Source organism: Brachybacterium sp. SW0106-09 (assembly GCF_001293905.1).
GTDB lineage: Bacteria > Actinomycetota > Actinomycetes > Actinomycetales > Dermabacteraceae > Brachybacterium > Brachybacterium conglomeratum.
Genome location: NZ_BCAK01000021.1, coordinates 1 through 16,909 on the forward strand (window position 1 = coordinate 1; position 16,909 = coordinate 16,909).

Sequence of the window (16,909 nt, forward strand, 5' to 3'; positions counted from 1 at the left end):
CCTCCTCAGGAGTCGCACTCACCCGTTGAGGCGGCCTCAGTGATACCGGTCGAAACCTGCCACTCGATTCCGTCGGGGACCCGCCAGGCCGCCCCGGGCCGTCGACCCGCCGCCGAGTGCCGCATCGGGACCGGCACCCGGCGGGCCGGTGCAACGGTCGGGATGCAGCATCGGGTCCTGGGGGGGGGATGGGGTGGCCGGTGCAGGGACGGGGCGGCCGAGGCAGCGCCTGCCGGCGGCTCAGCCGAGGAGGCGGGCGACGTGCGGGGCGATCGCGCGGAACGCCTTCCCGCGGTGGGAGATCGCGTCTTTCGCCTCGGCGGTGAGCTCGGCGGAGGTGAGCTCCTCCCCGTCGGGCAGGAACAGCGGGTCGTAGCCGAAGCCGCCCTCGCCCCGTCGCTCCCGCAGCAGCACACCGGTCATCTCGCCGCGCTCGACGTGCTCGACGCGGTCCGGGCCGACGAGCGCCGCCGCGCACACGAAGCGGGCGCCGCGATGCGCGTCGGGCACGTCGGAGAGCTGGGCGAGCAGCAGGTCGTTGTTCGCCTCGTCGTCGCCGTGACGGCCCGACCAGCGGGCGGAGAAGATGCCCGGGGCGCCGCCGAGCACGTCCACGGCCAGGCCCGAGTCATCGGCGACGGCGAGCAGACCGGTCGCCGATGCGGCGGAGCGGGCCTTCAGCAGGGCGTTCCCCTCGAAGCTCACCTCGTCCTCGACCACATCGGGCAGTGCGATCCCGGCGGAGGAGATCACCTGCTCGGGAGCGAGCCCGGGCACGGCCGCGGCGAGGATCCGCTGCAGCTCGCGCAGCTTCTTCGCGTTGTGGGAGGCGAGGATGACCCGCGCCCCGGCGGTGACGGAGCCTGCGGCGGCGCCGTCGGCCGACGGGCCGGCGCCACCGGGCGCGGCCTCGCCTGCCGACGGGGCGTCACCGCCGAGCACGGCACTGTCGGCCGGGCCGGATCCCCCGTCGGCCGCGGGATCGGACGCGGCGCTCATGCCTGCGCGGCCAGGACGTCGCGCTGGATCTCGGCCAGCTGGGCGCAGCCGGTGGTCGCGAGGTCCAGCAGGGTGCCGAGCTCGGCACGGTCGAAGGGGGTGCCCTCGGCGGTGCCCTGCACCTCGACGAAGCCTCCGGTGCCGGTGACCACGACGTTCATGTCGGTGTCGGCGCTGACGTCCTCGCGGTACTCGAGGTCGAGCAGCGGCCGGCCGTCGACGATGCCGACGCTGATGGCGCTGACAGTGTCGGTGAGCACCTCGGACGCGGCCGGCAGGTCGGTGTGGCGCTTCGCCCAGGAGACCGCGTCGGCCAGCGCCACGTAGGCGCCGGTGATCGCGGCCGTACGGGTGCCGCCGTCGGCCTGGAGCACGTCGCAGTCGAGCTGGATGGTGTTCTCGCCGAGCGCATCAAGGTCGATGACTGCACGCAGCGAGCGGCCGATGAGGCGGGAGATCTCGTGGGTGCGCCCGCCGATCTTCCCCTTCACGCTCTCGCGCGGGGAGCGGGTGTTCGTGGCCCGCGGCAGCATCGCGTACTCGGCGGTGACCCAGCCGGAGCCGGATCCCTTCTTCCACCGCGGCACGCCCTCGGTGAAGGACGCGGTGCACAGCACACGGGTGCGGCCGAACTCGATCAGCGCGCTGCCCTCGGCCTGGTCCTGCCAGCCCCGGGTGATGCGCACCTCCCGCAGCTGGTCGGGGGTGCGGCCGTCGACGCGGTCGCCGACGAAGGTCTCGGTCTGGGGGCTCACGGGAGCTGCCTCCTCAGGGGTGGGTCAGACGGTCACCTCGAGGATATCGGCCGGGCGGACCATCGTGATCGGGCCCGAGTGGACCTCCTGCGCCTCCGCGAGCGGGATCGCCGGATCGGTCCAGGCCGGGATGTGGGTGAGCGCGAGATGGCCCACCCCGGCTCGGGCGGCGGCCTCGCCGGCGCGGCGTCCGGTCAGGTGCACGCCGGTGAAGCGGTCGTCGCGACCCTCGATGTAGCCGGCCTCGCACAGGAACAGGTCCGCGCCGCGTGCCAGGTCGTCCAGCGCCTCGCAGGCGTCGGTGTCGCCGGAGTAGGCGAGGACGGCGTCACCCGCGGTGATGCGGAAGCCGTAGGCCTCCACCGGGTGCAGCACGGCGCGGGTCTCGATGGAGAAGGACCCGATCGTGAAGCGGTGTCCGTCGGAGAGCGGGTGGTGCTCGAACGGGGAGCAGGTCACGCCGTCGGGCACGTTCCCCTCGCGGCTGAGCACCGCGGAGAGCCGGTCCGGCAGCGGGGCCGGGGCGTGGATCGACAGCTGGCCCAGGTCCGTGCGGGAGTGGTAGGCCCAGAACACCTCGAGACCGGTGAGGTCGAGGTAGTGGTCGGGGTGGAGGTGGGAGATGATCACCGCGTCGAGATCGGCGGGGTCGATCACGCTCTGCAGCGGCCCGAAGGCCCCGGAGCCGAGGTCCATCAGCACCCGCCAGGTGCGCCCCGCCTCGTCCTCGTGCTCGAGGAGGTAGCTGGAGGCGGCGCCCTCGGGGCCGGCGAAGCTGCCGGAGCAGCCGATGACGTGGACCCTCATGCGCTCACCACCGGCAGCGAGCCGGTCATGTCCAGGGTGGGGCCGAGGAAGCGGCGCGAGAGCAGCGCGAACTGCTCGCTGCCGCGGCCCTCGGCGGTCTGGGAGAAGACGTGCCGCGGGGAGCGGTCGGTCTCGCGCAGGGCGTCCGCGGCGTGCAGCCGGCGGAACACGTCCAGCGCCGTCTCCTCCGCGGAGGAGACGAGGGTGACGTCCGGGCCCATCAGGTAGCTGATGGGACCGGCGAGCATCGGGTAGTGGGTGCAGCCGAGCACGAGCGTGTCCACGCCCGCCTCGCGCACCGGGGCGAGGTATTCCTCGGCCACCTCGAGCACCTCGCGCCCGCTGACCACGCCGTTCTCGACGAACTCGACGAAGCGGGGGCAGGCCTGGGTGATCAGGTCGAGCTGCGGGGCCGCGGCGAAGGCGTCCTCGTAGGCGCGGGAGGTGACGGTGCCCTGGGTGGCGATCACTCCGACCCTCCCGTTGCGGGTCGCGGCGACGGCGCGGCGCACGGCCGGCTGGATCACCTCGATGACCGGCACGTCGTAGCGTTCGCGCGCATCGCGCAGCACGGCGGCCGACGCGGTGTTGCAGGCGATCACGAGCATCTTCACGCCGTGCTCGACGAGATGGTCCATGATCTTCAGCGCGAGGGAGCGCACCTCGGCGATCGGGCGGGGGCCGTAGGGTCCGTGCTCGGTGTCGCCGATGTAGAGCAGCTCCTCCTGCGGCAGCTGATCCAGCACGGCGCGGGCGACCGTCAGGCCGCCCACCCCGGAGTCGAAGATCCCGATCGGCGCGTTGTTCATCCCGGCAAGGCTAGTGCGGACAGGTGTCCAGGGCAGTGACGGCGCGCTCACTGCGTGCCGTTTCACAGTTCGTCCACACCCGCCACGCGACCGGACGACCCGTCAGTCCAAGGCTCGCAGCAGGCTCTCCTGGAGCCAGCTCAGCAGCTCGTACACGGCGATGACGATGTCGGAGCCGACGTGCTCCTCGTCGCCGGTGGAGTCCGCGCCCTCGACCCGCTCGCCGATCTGCTGGAGCATCCGGACGGTGTCGAAGTCGCCGTCGCGCTGCAGGCCGAGCCGGTCGGCGAGCACGATCCGCACGTCGTTCAGGGCGCGCAGCATCGACATCGCCTCGTCCTCGTCCAGGACCACCTCGCTGTGCCCTCCCCCGGCCGCGTCGAGGATCCTCATCACGCGGCGGAGGTCGGCGAGCTTCACGTCGGCCAGATCGCGCTGGCCCAGGCGTCGGTACTCCTCGGCGAGCGCCGGGTCCTCCGACGCGGCGGGGAACAGTCGCCGCACGGCGGAGTCCGAGGGGGTGCGGGCCTCGCGACCGGCGAACTCGGCCTCGAGCCGGCGCAGCGGGTCCTCGCTCTCGGCGGCGCGCCGCAGCGCGTCCCCGCCCTGGTCGATGCCGAGGTCCCCGCGGATCAGGTCCGCGGTCTCCTGGGCGACCTGGGCGATGATCGCCTTCTCCTCGCCGTCGAGGCGGCAGGCGAGGGAGCCGTCGGGTCGACGTCGGAACGCATGCGCCATCAGCCCTCCCCCGCCTTCTCGATCGTGGACTGCAGACCGAAGGAGTGCATGGCCTGCACGTCGGTCTCCGCCTTCTCGCGCGAGCCGCGGGAGACGATCGCGCGGCCCTCCTCATGGACCTGCATCATCAGCTGCTCGGCGACCACGCGGGAGTACCCGAAGTAGCGGCGGAAGACGAACACGACGTAGCTCATGAGGTTCACCGGGTCGTTCCAGACCACGGTGCACCAGGGGCCCTCGGTCTCGAGCGTCGTGCGCTCCTCCGTCGCGGCATCGGTGCGGGTCCGCGTCCGCGGTTCCGCCCGCGGCAGATCGACCGGCATGCACATCCCTCCTGAGTCTCGCCGCTGCCCGGGGCGCCGGGTGAGCGGCGCACCGAGTCTACGGGGCGCGCCGCCTCCCCTGCCCGCCCGCCACGCACTACGGTGGACATCGTGACTTCCGCCCTGCTCACCGACCTCTACGAGCTGACGATGCTGGAGGCGGCCCGGGATGCGGGGACCGCTTCCCGCCGCTGCGTCTTCGAGGTGTTCACCCGCTCCCTGCCCGCCGGGCGCCGCTACGGCGTGCTCGCCGGCACCGGCCGCGTGCTCGACGCGATCGCGGACTTCCGCTTCGACGACGCGGACCTGCGCTACCTCGCCTCCACCGGCGCGCTGCGGGAGGACACCCTCGACCATCTCGCGCAGTACGAGTTCACCGGCGACGTCTTCGGGTACCAGGAGGGCGAGCTGTTCTTCCCGAACTCCCCCGTTCTGCGGATCGAGGGGACCTTCGAGAGCGCGGTGATGCTGGAGACGGTCGTGCTCTCGATCCTGAACCACGACAGCGGCGTCGCCTCCGTCGGCTCGCGCATGGTCACCGCCGCGCGGGGCCGTCCCCTGATCGAGATGGGCGGGCGGCGCGTGCACGAGGATGCCGCGATCGCCGCGGCCCGCGCCGCGTACCTGGTCGGCTTCGCCTCCACCTCGAACCTCGCCGCGGGCGCGCACTACCGCATCCCCGCCGCGGGCACCTCCGCGCACGCCTTCACGCTGCTGTTCGACAGCGAGGAGGACGCCTTCCGCGCCCAGCTCACCGCCCAGGGCGCCGGCACCACCGTGCTGGTGGACACCTACGACGTGGAGTCCGCGGTGCGCACCGCGGTGGAGATCGCCGGCCCCGGGCTCGGGGCGGTGCGGCTGGACTCCGGCGACCTGGCCGAGCAGGCCGGGCGCGTGCGGAAGCTGCTGGACTCGCTCGGCGCCACCTCCACGCGCATCACCGCCACCGGCGACCTCGACGAGCACCGGGTCGAGGAGCTGAAGGACGAGCCGCTGGACGGCTACGGGATCGGCACCCGCCTGGTGACCGGCGGCGGGCACCCCGCCCCCGGCTTCGTGTACAAGCTCGTCGAGCGCGAGGGCGCCGACGGGCAGATGCATCCGGTCGGCAAGCGGTCGACGGACAAGGCGACGCTGGGGGCGGGCAAGGCCGCGTACCGGATGGTCGTCGGCGGACAGGCCCGGGCGGAGCTGGTGCTCCCGGGCGAGGCGGAGGTCGCGGAGTTCGAGCGGGAGCTGACGGCGGAGCTGATCTCCGGCACGTCCAACCCTGACTGGGCCCGCACCTCGCTGCGTCCGCTGCAGGTGCCGCTGATCGAGGCCGGCGAGGACGTCGCCCCGAAGCGCGCCCCCGCACGGCTCGAGGCCGCCCGCGAGCGCCACGCCGCCTCCCTCGCGGAGCTGGGCCTCTCGGCCGACGACGGACCCGACGGCGAGATCGCGATCCCGACCCTCACCGACGGCGCGGAGGCCGCCCGCGTCCTGCGCTGAGCGCGCGGGCAGGGTTGGGAGTCGGCAGGGATCAGCGGCGGCCGACGAACCAGCCGCGGACGATCGAGATCCGCTCCTCGATCTGCTCGGCGCTGGCCTGCGCGACGGCGGGCCCGCCGCTGCGCGAGCGCAGTGTGTTGTGGACCGAGCCGTGCGGGGTGCCGGACTTCTTCGCCCACGCCGAGACCAGGGAGCTGAGCTCCTTGCGCAGGTCCATGAGGCGGCGGTGGTCGACCACGCCGGGGGTCGTCGGCTGCTGGTCCGCACCGCTCTTCTGGCGTCGGGCCTGCTGCTGGGCCTGCTGCTGCTGGAGCACGACCCGCATCTGGTCGGCGTCCAGCAGCCCGGGGATGCCGAGGAACTCCTGCTCGTCCTCCGAGCCGATCATGCCGCCGGCGCCGTACTCGCCGCCGTCGAACAGGACCCGGTCGAAGGAGGCCTCCGACTCGAGCGCCTCGAAGCTCATCTCGAGCTGGTCGCTGGCCTGCTCGGGCCGGTTGGCCTGCTCGATCAGCAACTCGTCGAGCCCGGTCTCCTCATCGCCCGTCTTCGGCCGACGGTCCAGGACGTGGTCGCGCTCCTCCTCCATCGCGGCGGCGTGCGCCATCAGGATCGGGACGGTGGGCAGGAAGACGCTCGCGGTCTCTCCGCGGGTCCGCGAGCGCACGAAGCGGCCCACGGCTTGGGCGAAGAACATCGGGGTGGAGGTCGAGGTGGCGTAGACGCCGACGGACAGGCGCGGCACGTCCACGCCCTCGGACACCATGCGCACCGCGACCATCCAGCGGTCGTCGGAGGCGGAGAAGTCCTCGATCCGCTTACCGGCGCCCTCGTCGTCCGAGAGCACCACGGTGGGCGCCTGCCCGGTGAGGTCGTGGAGGGTCGCGGCGTAGGAGCGGGCGGCCTTCTGATCGGTGGCGATGACGAGCCCGCCCGCGTCGGGCACGTGGCGGCGCACCTCGGTCAGGCGCCGATCCGCGGCCGAGAGCACGGACTGGATCCACTCCCCCTTGGGGTCCAGGGCGGTGCGCCAGGCCTGCTGGGTGATGTCCTTGGTCTCCAGCGCGCCGAGCTGGGCGGAGACCTCGTCGCCCGTCTTCGTGCGCCAGTGCATGCGCCCGGAGTAGGTCATGAACAGCACCGGGCGCACGACGTGGTCGCGCAGCGCCTCGCCGTAGCCGTAGGTGTAGTCCGCCTTCGAGCGGGCGAAGCCCTCCGCGTCCTCCTCGTAGGTGACGAAGGGGATCTCGGAGTCGTCCGAGCGGAACGGCGTGCCGGTCAGGGCCAGGCGCCGCGTGGCGGGGTCGAAGGCCTCGCGCACCCCGTCGCCCCAGGTGCGGGAGTCGCCGGCGTGGTGGATCTCGTCGAGGATCACCAGGGTGCGGTCCGCCTCGGTGCGGGCGCGGTGCAGCGCCGGGTGCATGCCGATCTGGGCGTAGGTCACCGCGACGCCCTGGTAGTGGCTGCCGTGCGCGCCCTGGGAGTTGGAGAAGTTCGGGTCCAGGGAGATGCCCACGCGCGCGGCGGCGTCGGCCCACTGGGTCTTCAGGTGCTCCGTCGGGGCGACGACGGTGACCCGTCGGACGGTCCCCTCGGAGAGCAGCCCCGCCGCGATCTGCAGCGCGAAGGTCGTCTTGCCGGCGCCGGGGGTCGCGACGGCCAGGAAGTCCTTCGGCGCCCGGGTGCGGTACATCTCGAGGGCCTCGGCCTGCCAGGCGCGGAGCTTGGGGACGGTGCCCCAGGCGGCGCGCTCGGGGTAGGCGACGGGGAGCGTCCTCGCCGCGGCCTCGGAGGGCTGGCGGGGGTCGCTCTGGGAGAAGAGGGAGGGAGTGGTGTTCACGGCGTGGACCACCGTACCGCCGGGGACCGACGACCCGCCCACCTGCCCGATGTGAGGAAGTCCGCGGGGGCGACGCGAGGGCGGCGCCGCCTCTCGGCGGCACCGCCCTCGCGGCGGGTTCCTGCAGGGCAGGGGCTCAGCGGCGACCGCCGAAGAAGCCGCGGAAGCCACCTCCGCCGCGGCCGGAGCCCCCCTTGCCTCCTGTGCCGTCGCCGCCGTCGTTCGGCTCGCGGATCCCCTCGTAGATCTCCTTGCACTCCGGGCACACCGGGTACTTGTCGGGGTCGCGGCCGGGCACCCACACCTTGCCGCACAGCGCTATCACGGGCGTGCCGCCGAGCGCGGCCTGGGTGATCTTGTCCTTGCGCACGTAGTGCGCGAACCGGTCGTGGTCGCCGTCGTCGGTGGTCTGCTCCTGCTCCTGCACCTGACGGTCCAGGACGGCGGTGGGCGCGGCCCCCGGGTCATCGGAGTAGGGGTCCATGCGGGACGGATCGGACGTGGAGGACATGGAGGTCATGACAGCCTCCCTCGCTTTCTGCCTCGGTCGCGGGCGTGCTCGTCGAAGCCTAGCGGCCCCGCCTCCGCGAGGACAGGACACGGGCCTGGGAGACTGGGCCCATGGATGGCGTGGCCGAGTTCTTCCGGAGGATCCCCGTCGAGATCGTGCGGGTCGGCGGCTCCGTGCCGTGGCGGACCGGCCTGCTCGGCCTCGCGCTGGTGCTCAACATCGGTTTCTTCCTGCCGCTGTCCCCGGGCGGGATCGGCCTGCCGGGGCTGGACAAGGCCGTGCACCTGCTCCTCTTCGCGGCCACCGTGTTCACCGCCGGACGGGTCCTCGCCCCCGCGCGGCGCTTCCCGATCGGCTGGGTCGTGGTGGTCGCGCTGGTCCACGCCCTGGTGGTCGAGCTCGTCCAGCACATCGCGATCCCGGGCCGCTCCGGCGACCTGGTGGACGTCCTCTTCGACGTGGTCGGCATCGCGCTCGGCCTCGGGCTGTGGGCCGGCGAGCGGATGCTGCGCCGCGCCGCCGCCGAGCGCGAGGTGGAGCCGTCGGCCCCGCCGATCGAGCAGCCGCAGCGCTGAGCGGCCCTGGATCCGAGCTGCCATGGATCCGAGCGGCCGCAGCGCCGAGCGGCCGCCCGACGGGCCGCTCCCGGCCCGCGAGCGCACCGGTCCGACGCCGCCGGGGCCGCCACGGCCCCAGCGGCGCGGCGGGGTCAGCCGTTCAGCGTGATCTCGTCGGCGTAGACCGCCGTCATCGTCCCGGTGATCGTGTCGATGGTGCCGGCCTCCTCGCGGGCGACCTGCTCGACCGCGCTCGCGACCGCCTTGGTCACCCCGTCGTGGAAGACGCTGGGGACGATGTAGGTGGGGTTGAGCTCCTCGGCGCTGACGACGTCGGCCAGGGCGTTCGCCGCGGCCAGCAGCATCCGGTCGCTGACCCGGGTGGCGTGGGCGTCCAGCAGCCCGCGGAACACGCCGGGGAAGGCGAGGACGTTGTTGATCTGGTTGGCGAAGTCGCTGCGCCCGGTGGCGACGACCTCGGCGTGCTTGACCGCCTCGGCCGGGTCGATCTCCGGGGTCGGGTTCGCCATCGCGAAGACGACGGCGCGGTCCGCCATCGTCGCGACGTCCTCGGCGGAGAGGATGTTCCCGGCGCTGACGCCGATGAACACGTCGGCCCCCGCGACCGCGTCCTGCAGGGTGCCGGTGAGCTGGCGCGGGTTGGTGACCTCGGCGATCCACGGAAGGCGCCCCTCGAGCTTCTCGCGGTCCTCGTGGACGATGCCGTCGAGGTCGGTGACGATGATGTCGCGCGCACCGGCCGCGCGCAGCAGGCGCAGGATCGCGGTGCCCGCGGCGCCGGCGCCGGAGAGCACGATCCGGGCGGTGGAGATGTCCTTCTCCACCACGCGCAGGGCGTTGCGCAGCGCGGCGACGACCACGATCGCGGTGCCGTGCTGGTCGTCGTGGAAGACGGGGATGTCGAGCTCGGCGCGCAGACGGTCCTCGATCTCGAAGCATCGCGGGGCGGAGATGTCCTCGAGGTTGATGCCGGCGAAGACGGGCGCGATCGCCTTGACGTGGGCGACGATGTCGTCGACCGAGTGGGCGTCCAGGCAGATCGGGAACGCGTCGATGTTCGCGAAGCGCTTGAACAGGGCGGCCTTGCCCTCCATCACCGGCATCGCGGCGAGCGGCCCGAGGTCGCCCAGGCCCAGGATCGCGGAGCCGTCGGAGACGACGGCGACGGTGTTGCGCTTGATGGTCAGGCGGCGCGCGTCCTCGGGGTTCTCGGCGATCGCCTTGACCACGCGGGCCACGCCCGGGGTGTAGATCATCGAGAGGTCGTCGCGGTGGCGGATCGGGAGCTTCGACTCGACCGTCAGCTTGCCGCCCAGGTGGGCGAGGAAAGTGCGGTCCGAGACCTTGCCGAGCTCGACGCCCTCGAGCTCCTTGAGCGACTCGACGACCTCCATCGCGTGATCGTGGCCGCTGGTGAGCACCGTGATGTCCGCCCGCATGCGCTCGGGCCCGGAGGCGGAGACGTCGAGCGCGGTGACCGTCGCCCCGTGCTGCTCGATGCGGCCGGTGATGTCGCTGACCGCGGCGGAGCGTGCCGCGAACTCCAGACGGACGGTGATGGAATAGCTGACGGATGGCATCGGTGACATAGGGCACAGCCTAACGCGCTCGACCTGCTCGGATCGACCGCGCGACCCGCAGGTCAGGACGGCTGCCCGGAGGCTGCGGCGGCGGCCGTTCCGAGGATGGGGAGTTCTGCCGATGGCGCGATGTCGGGAACCCTGCTTGAGTGTGCGTGGACGGGCGGGGGACCCGTGGGGCGACGAGAAGAGCGTGAGCACATGGAGTTCCTGGGAGCGGACACCGAGCAGGTGATGGGGCATGCGCGCGCCCTGCGCGACGGCGACGAGAGGATCACGGCGCTGTACGAATCGCTGGGACCGCCGTCTCGGCCGACACCCCTGCGGCAGGCATCGAGATGATCACCGGAGGATCCACCGAGACGAGCACGCTGGGCGGACAGCCCTCCTTCGAGGAGTACCGGGAGGCGATCGATGCGGGACGACCGATCACGGTGATGACCGATCCGATCGCCCCGATGGGCTCATCGGCCGACGACCTCGTCGCCGCGCACGTCTACCAGGTCAGCGGGTACGACGAGTCCACCGGTGAGATCATCCTGACCAACCCGCACGGTGCGAACGCGGGGAGCCCGCCCGAGGTGCGGGTAGACCCCAGCGATCCGACCTTCGCCAATGACATCGTGATGACCGGGATCGGAGAATGATGGACGAGAGCACGGACAGCACGGTCCTCGTGGAGCAGGCCGGGTGCTGGTGGTCGAGGTGAGGGCCTCCACGACGGAGCGTCGAGGCGCGGTCCTCCTGCAACCGGCGTGATCCGGCGCTAGCCGAACGCATTGGGCACCGACGCGAGTGCTCCGCGGCCGCGCCGACGGGCTCACTGCCCCTCGCACGCCTCCGCGCTCACACGTGCTCCATGGATGCGCACCATGCCGTTCTCGCCGAGGCTCAGCTCCGCACCGTAGGTGTCCTCGACCGCGATCATTAGGATGGCTCCCTCCCTGCGGGGGGCGTCCACCGTCTCGAAGCCGTGCTCCTCGAGCACGGGGTCGAGCGACTCCAGGACCGGGTCCCAGTTCTCCTCGGCCCCCAGCTCCGCCCCGAGTCCGTCCGCCTCGTAGCCTCCCGGGGTGAAGAGGCACTCGCCGCCCTCGCTTTCGAAGGAGCGGGTCGCGGGGGCGTGGACGAGTTCGTGGCCGAGCGCCGCCTGGACATCAGCGATCACCGCGTCGTAGTGGGACTCCGCCTCCTGGGGATCAAGCTCCTGCACGGAGCCGCACCCGGCCAGGAGCACGGTCAGGGCGAGCGCCGCAGCCCCGCCGGCGCGTGAGCGAGGGCGTGCTGGGTTCCGCGCCATCGTCGATCTCCGCTCGTCCGGGACGGCACCGGTTCACCGCCGAGGTCGAGTGTGTCAGATCGATCGCGGACTCGGCACGCGCACCAGTGCTCGGGCGCCTGCATGCCGGCGAGTGAGGATCAGTCGGTGTACGCGGCGACGTCCCCGGCGTAGCGGGCCCAGAGGGTCTGTGCGGCGGGGATCTGCTCGGCGTAGCGCTCGGGGTGGGCGGAGATCTGCACGGCCTGCGCGGCCTCGCCGGGCGCCCACTCGCGGTAGTCGGGGGCGAGGTCCAGCAGTCCGGGGGCCTCGGAGTGGTCGCCCAGGCCCAGGAAGGCGTCGATCGCGCGCTTCTTGTGGCGCACCTCGTCGTAGGTGCCCCAGCCCATCGAGGGGCGCTGCTGGAACAGGCCGCCGGAGTCGAGGTCGACGGCGGGCTCGTAGTTGCGCAGCCAGGACTCCACGATCGCGGTCGCGAGGGTGATCGTCGCGGCCTGCTCGTCGAGGCCGTGCCCCTTGATCACCGCGATGATGAACTTCGCGTTCTCGACCTGCCACTCATCCATGGCGTCCAGGAGGAAGCCCTCGCGGGTCTCGGGACGGGTCATGAACTCCTCGGTCCAGACGTCCTCGGCGCGGGCGGGGGCGATGGAGCCGAGCGCGGCGAGGGAGGAGAGGCCGACGGCGCCGGCGAGGAGCAGGTGACGGCGGGAGAGCGCGGCAGACGGCGAGACGGGCATCGGGGTTCCTTCGGTGCGGAGGGCTCCGGGCTCGTCGAGCTCTCGGGGCGGGGTGCTGACAACGTAACGAGGCATCCCGGATCCTGTGAAGGGCACCAGGAACTCCCGGACAGCGCTGCGGCCTGCGGTTTGATCTGCGCATGACCTCGCCATGGAAGTCCGTGGCACGGAGCTCGTCGCGGCGTCACCCCCGGTCGTGCCCTCTCCTGGACGCCTGTCGCGGGGCCTCGGCGCGGCGTGAGGAGCCGGCTCGTCGGCCTGTCGGACGACTTCGGTAAAGCTTTCGTAGGACGTCCTGGGGACCGGCTGGGAGGGGCATGGGTCACGCGCAGGTCACGGCGCGGAGGCGCCCGTCGCCTCGGTGCCGCTCAGGCGCAGAGCTCGGCGATCGCCTTGCGGATCCGCTTGTCCGAGACGGTCTGCGCCGTGCCGAGGGTCTGCGCGAACAGGCTCACCCGCAGCTCCTCGAGCAGCCAGTCGATCTCCTGCACGTCGGGCTCGGCGCGGCGACGGGCGGAGAGCTTCTGCTTCTGCGCGGCCCAGTACTGCTCGAGGTCCCCGATCTGCCAGGCGAGCTGCTCGTCCCTGCGCGGGTTCTCCGGCAGCTTCTCCAGCCGGTGCAGATCGGCCTGCAGGTAGCGGGAGAGGTCCCCGAGGTGTGCGATCCCGGTGCGGGAGATGAACCCGTCGCCGAGCAGGGAGGCGGCGTGCTCGCGGATCTGCGTGAGATGCGAGAGGACCGCGAGGGAGGTGGCCCGGCCCAGCTCGCGCTGCAGCTTCGCGTTCACGGCGAGCGCGGCGGCGGCGTCCTTCACCGCGCCGGCGGCGAGCTCGTCGTGCCGCTGCCGCACGGTCTCCACCAGCTGCTCGTACTCCGCGCGGGTGCGCACCTGGGCCTGCCCCGCCAGGTGCACGGTCGCGGCGCGGGAGGCGTCGGCCAGGAGCGCGGCGGTGGAGGCGTAGTCGGAGCCGGAGACGGCGAGCTTCGTGGGATTGGGCAGGGCGTTCAGCACGCGGGAGAGGTCGGTGCCGATCTCCCGGTCGATCAGCGCGATGACGCCCTCACGGTGGGCGAGGGCCTGCTCGTCGGCCGTGGCGAGGACGGCGAGGTCGACCCGCTCGAGCCGGCCGTCCTTGCCGCGCCGGGCGACGAGGGACGGGTAGCCGGTGACCTTGAGACCGCCGACGGTGGACTCGTGGACGGCCGGCACGCCGCCGGCGGGGAAGCTGGGCAGGTCGGTGCGCGCGATCTCGGTGGACTGGCTGGAGACGGTCGAGTCCACGCGCTTCTTCAGCCGCTGCTTCAGCGCCTCGAGGTCATCGCCGGCGCCGACCTCACGGCCCTTGCCGTCCACGACCCGGAAGTGCATCCGCAGGTGGGCGGGCAGCTTCGTCAGGTCGAACTCGGCGCCGTACAGCGGCAGGTCCTCGGGCACGCCGGGCAGGGCCACGAGCTCGTCGGCGACCGCCTCGACGAACGCCTCGCCGCCGTCGGGGTCGTCGTCGTGCAGGGTCCCTGCGACGGCCTTGGCCCGTTCGGGGGCGGGGACCAGGTGGCGGCGGATCGGCTTCGGGAGGGAGCGGATCAGCTCGGTGACCAGCTCCTCGCGCATGCCGGGCACGAGCCAGTCGAAGCCGCGCGGTGCGAGGCGGTTCAGCACCGCGAGGGGGATCGTGGCGGTCACGCCGTCGGCGCCCTTCGCCCCGACCTCGCCGAAGGAGTAGCTCAGCGGCAGGGTGATGTCGCCCTGCACCCAGGTGTCGGGGAAGTCGGAGCGGATCGCCTCGGTGACCTCCTCGTCGGCGGCCAGCAGGTCCTGCTCGGTGAGGGTGAGCAGAGCCGGGGTCTCGTGGCGGGCCTTCTTCCACCAGGTGTCGAAGTGTCGGCCGGAGACGACGTCCTTCGGGATCCGCGCGTCGTAGAAGGAGAAGAGCTGCTCGTCGGAGATCAGCAGGTCGCGGCGCCGGGTCTTCGCCTCGAGCTCCTCGAGCCGGGCGATCAGGGCGCGGTTGTCGCGGAAGAAGTGGTGGCGGGTGCGCCAGTCCCCCTCGATCAGGGCGTTCTGCAGGAAGATGTCGCGCGCGGCCTCGGGGTCGATGCGGCCGTAGCCGACGACGCGGTCGGCGACCAGCGGCACGCCGTACAGCGTCACCTTCTCGTGCGCCATGGCGGAGGCGCGCTTGGAGGACCAGTGCGGGGCGGAGTGGGAGCGCTTGACGACGTGCGCACCGGTCTCCTCCGCCCAGGCGGGGTCGATGCGGGCGGCGGTGCGGCCCCACAGCCGGCTGGTCTCCACGAGCTCGGCGACCATGACGTAGTCGGGTCGCTTCTTCGCCAGCGTCGAGCCGGGCCACAGCGCGAAGCGTGCGCCGCGGGCACCGGAGTACTCACGGGTGCGGTCGTCCAGCAGGCCGACATGGCTGAGCAGCCCCGCCAGCAGCGCCTGGTGGATCGCCTGCGGGCTCGCATCGTTGTCGTTGCGGGAGAGCCCGGCGTCCTTGGCCATGTCCCGCAGCTGGGCGTGCAGGTCCCACCACTCGCGGATGCGGAGGTAGTGGAGGTGCTCGGCGCGCACCTCCCGGCGGAAGGCGCTGGAGGAGAGCGCGTCGCGCCGCTCCTGCAGGTGGTTCCACAGGTTCAGGAAGGAGAGGAAGTCGCTGGTCTCGTCCTCGAAGCGCTTGTGCTTCTCCCTGGCCTGCTGCTCCTGACCCAGCGGCCGCTCGCGCGGGTCCTGGATCGACAGGGCCGCGACGATGATCAGCACCTCGCGCAGCGCGCCGAGCCGGCCGGCCTCGATGAGCATCCGCGCCATGCGCGGGTCCAGCGGGAAGCGGGCCAGGGTGCGGCCGACCCGGGTGAGCCGGCGACCGCCCGGTGCGCGCTCGTCGGGCTCGATCGCGCCGAGCTCCTCGAGCAGGCGCACGCCGTCGGTGATCGCGCGGGAGGCCGGCGGCTCGACGAAGGGGAAGGACTCCACGTCGCCGAGGCCGAGACTCGTCATGAGCAGCACGACGGAGGCGAGGGAGGTGCGCAGGATCTCCGGCTCGGTGAACTCGGGCCGGCCCTCGAAGTCCTCCTCGGAGAAGAGGCGGATCGCGATGCCGGGGGCGGTGCGGCCCGAGCGGCCGGAGCGCTGGTTCGCGCTGGCCTGGGAGATCGGCTCGATCGGGAGGCGCTGCACCTTGGTGCGCTGGGAGTAGCGGGAGATGCGCGCGAGCCCGGAGTCGATGACGTAGGTGATGCCGGGGACGGTCAGGGAGGTCTCGGCGACGTTGGTCGACAGGATGATGCGGCGGTAGGTGCCGGCCTTCGGCGGGGAGAAGATCTTCTGCTGGTCCTGGGCGGAGAGCCGTCCGAACAGGGGCAGCACCTCGACGGGCAGGGCGGAGCGGCCGCGGGTGCCGCGGGAGAGGTGCTTCTCGAGGGAGTCGGAGATCTCGCGGATCTCCCGCTCCCCCGGGAGGAAGACGAGCATGTCGCCGGGGCCCTCGGCGGCGAGCTCGTCGACCGCGTCGGTGATGGCCTCGGTGAGGTCCCGTTCGATGGAGTGGATGTCCTCGAGCTCGTCGTCCTCGTCGACATCGGCCTCGAGCACGAGGGGGCGGTAGCGGACCTCGACGGGATAGGTGCGCCCGGAGACCTCGATGATCGGGGCGGGCTCCTTCTCCCCCGAGGGCAGCGTCGCGGCGAAGTGCTCGGCGAAGCGCTCGGGGTCGATCGTGGCAGAGGTGATGATGACCTTGAGGTCGGGGCGCTGCGGGAGGATCTGGCGGAGGTAGCCGAGGATCACGTCGATGTTCAGCGAGCGCTCGTGGGCCTCGTCGATGATGATCGCGTCGTAGCGCGTCAGGAGGCGGTCCCGGCCGATCTCGGCCAGCAGGATGCCGTCGGTCATCAGCTTCAGCCGGGTGCCGCGGGAGGTCTCCTTGGTGAAGCGGACCTGGTAGCCGACGGTCCCCTCGCCGAGCTTCTCCCCCAGCTCGCTCGCGATGCGCTGGGCGACGGAGCGGGCGGCGATACGGCGCGGCTGGGTGTGGCCGATGATCCGGCCGTCCTGCCCGTAGCCGAGCTCGAGGAGCATCTTCGGGATCTGGGTGGTCTTGCCGGAGCCGGTGGCGCCGGCGATGACCACGACCTGGTTCTCGGAGATCGCCTTCTGGATGTCCTCGCGGCGCTGCGAGACGGGCAGGTCTCCCGGGTAGGTGATCCGCGGCCCGGGGGCAGGGGCCTGCTCGGCAGGGTGCGGGGCGGACGGATCGGGGTTCGAGGAGGTCGCGGTCATGGCGGGGCCACTCTACGTGGGCGGCCCCGCCGCCGTCGTGCCGATTCCGGGCCGCGGCGACGGGGCCCACAGCGGGACGACGGGCAGCCCCGGGATCATCGCCGACGAACGTACCTCCGGCAGCGCCGCACAGCGGTACCAGCCGCGGCCGTCGCCACCCGCCCTGCGCGCGGACC

At 72.5% G+C, this 16,909-nt stretch carries 16 protein-coding genes; 4 read left to right on the plus strand and 12 right to left on the minus strand.

All coding sequences use genetic code 11. The features are described 5' to 3' along the window. Positions 1-240: 240 nt before the first annotated feature. The 6 genes from rdgB to clpS all read right to left on the minus strand — a co-directional run bounded on the left by rdgB (position 241) and on the right by clpS (position 4,431). Positions 241-837, minus strand: a complete 597-nt coding sequence (gene rdgB / locus Y09_RS10320; protein WP_053917676.1) for an RdgB/HAM1 family non-canonical purine NTP pyrophosphatase — start codon at positions 835-837, stop codon at positions 241-243. 158 nt (positions 838-995) lie between these two features. Further along, positions 996-1,754, minus strand: coding sequence for a ribonuclease PH (gene rph / locus Y09_RS10325; RefSeq protein WP_053917635.1), 759 nt, complete (start codon positions 1,752-1,754; stop codon positions 996-998). Positions 1,755-1,778: 24 nt separating this feature from the next. Continuing rightward, positions 1,779-2,561, minus strand: coding sequence for an MBL fold metallo-hydrolase (locus Y09_RS10330; RefSeq protein ID WP_053917636.1), 783 nt, complete (start codon positions 2,559-2,561; stop codon positions 1,779-1,781). Then, positions 2,558-3,370, minus strand: coding sequence for a glutamate racemase (gene murI, locus Y09_RS10335; RefSeq protein WP_053917637.1), 813 nt, complete (start codon positions 3,368-3,370; stop codon positions 2,558-2,560). Before murI ends, Y09_RS10330 begins: the two co-directional genes overlap by 4 nt. Positions 3,371-3,472: 102 nt before the next feature. Then, positions 3,473-4,108 carry a DUF2017 domain-containing protein gene (locus tag Y09_RS10340; RefSeq protein WP_053917638.1) on the minus strand — a complete coding sequence of 212 codons (636 nt, stop codon included), beginning with the start codon at positions 4,106-4,108 and terminating at the stop codon, positions 3,473-3,475. Next, positions 4,108-4,431 (minus strand): ATP-dependent Clp protease adapter ClpS, encoded by a 324-nt coding sequence (gene clpS / locus Y09_RS10345; RefSeq protein ID WP_010549741.1) that lies wholly within the window; start codon positions 4,429-4,431, stop codon positions 4,108-4,110. Before clpS ends, Y09_RS10340 begins: the two co-directional genes overlap by 1 nt. A 111-nt stretch (positions 4,432-4,542) precedes the next feature. Here clpS and Y09_RS10350 point away from each other — a divergent pair, with 111 nt between their 5' ends. Continuing rightward, the gene (locus Y09_RS10350; protein WP_053917639.1) at positions 4,543-5,922 is read left to right on the plus strand and encodes a nicotinate phosphoribosyltransferase; all 1,380 of its coding nucleotides are present in this window, start codon (positions 4,543-4,545) and stop codon (positions 5,920-5,922) included. A 31-nt stretch (positions 5,923-5,953) separates the two neighbouring features. On the opposite strand, the gene Y09_RS10355 is transcribed toward Y09_RS10350, so the two are convergent. Together Y09_RS10355 and Y09_RS10360 are read right to left on the minus strand one after the other, a co-directional pair. Further along, positions 5,954-7,762: a DEAD/DEAH box helicase gene (locus tag Y09_RS10355; RefSeq protein ID WP_234695698.1), complete on the minus strand. Its 1,809-nt coding sequence runs from the start codon at positions 7,760-7,762 to the stop codon at positions 5,954-5,956. 136 nt (positions 7,763-7,898) lie between these two features. After that, a complete protein-coding gene (locus tag Y09_RS10360; RefSeq protein ID WP_053917677.1) occupies positions 7,899-8,273 on the minus strand; it encodes a DUF3039 domain-containing protein in 375 nt (124 codons plus the stop codon). Between the two features lie 110 nt (positions 8,274-8,383). On the opposite strand from Y09_RS10360, the gene Y09_RS10365 reads away from it, so the two are divergent. Continuing rightward, entirely contained in the window at positions 8,384-8,848 is a 465-nt protein-coding gene (locus Y09_RS10365) for a VanZ family protein (protein ID WP_053917641.1), read from the plus strand. 134 nt (positions 8,849-8,982) lie between these two features. Here Y09_RS10365 and Y09_RS10370 read toward each other — a convergent pair whose 3' ends face one another. Continuing rightward, on the minus strand, positions 8,983-10,440 hold the full coding sequence (locus Y09_RS10370; RefSeq protein WP_053917642.1) for an NAD-dependent malic enzyme: 1,458 nt from the start codon (positions 10,438-10,440) through the stop codon (positions 8,983-8,985). A gap of 192 nt (positions 10,441-10,632) precedes the next feature. On the opposite strand from Y09_RS10370, the gene Y09_RS17540 reads away from it, so the two are divergent. Together Y09_RS17540 and Y09_RS10375 are read left to right on the plus strand one after the other, a co-directional pair. Beyond that, positions 10,633-10,773 (plus strand): hypothetical protein, encoded by a 141-nt coding sequence (locus Y09_RS17540; RefSeq protein WP_159419651.1) that lies wholly within the window; start codon positions 10,633-10,635, stop codon positions 10,771-10,773. Further along, a complete protein-coding gene (locus Y09_RS10375) occupies positions 10,770-11,078 on the plus strand; it encodes a hypothetical protein (protein WP_053917643.1) in 309 nt (102 codons plus the stop codon). The genes Y09_RS17540 and Y09_RS10375 overlap by 4 nt, the downstream gene beginning before the upstream one ends. Before the next feature lie 173 nt (positions 11,079-11,251). Here the strand turns inward: Y09_RS10375 and Y09_RS10380 are convergent, their stop codons facing one another. The 3 genes from Y09_RS10380 to hrpA form a co-directional block, all read right to left on the minus strand. Continuing rightward, positions 11,252-11,731, minus strand: coding sequence for a hypothetical protein (locus tag Y09_RS10380; protein WP_053917644.1), 480 nt, complete (start codon positions 11,729-11,731; stop codon positions 11,252-11,254). A gap of 119 nt (positions 11,732-11,850) precedes the next feature. Continuing rightward, positions 11,851-12,525: a hypothetical protein gene (locus Y09_RS10385; RefSeq protein ID WP_234695699.1), complete on the minus strand. Its 675-nt coding sequence runs from the start codon at positions 12,523-12,525 to the stop codon at positions 11,851-11,853. A 293-nt stretch (positions 12,526-12,818) separates the two neighbouring features. Continuing rightward, positions 12,819-16,733, minus strand: a complete 3,915-nt coding sequence (hrpA, locus tag Y09_RS10390; protein WP_053917646.1) for an ATP-dependent RNA helicase HrpA — start codon at positions 16,731-16,733, stop codon at positions 12,819-12,821. Between the last annotated feature and the right edge of the window lie 176 nt (positions 16,734-16,909).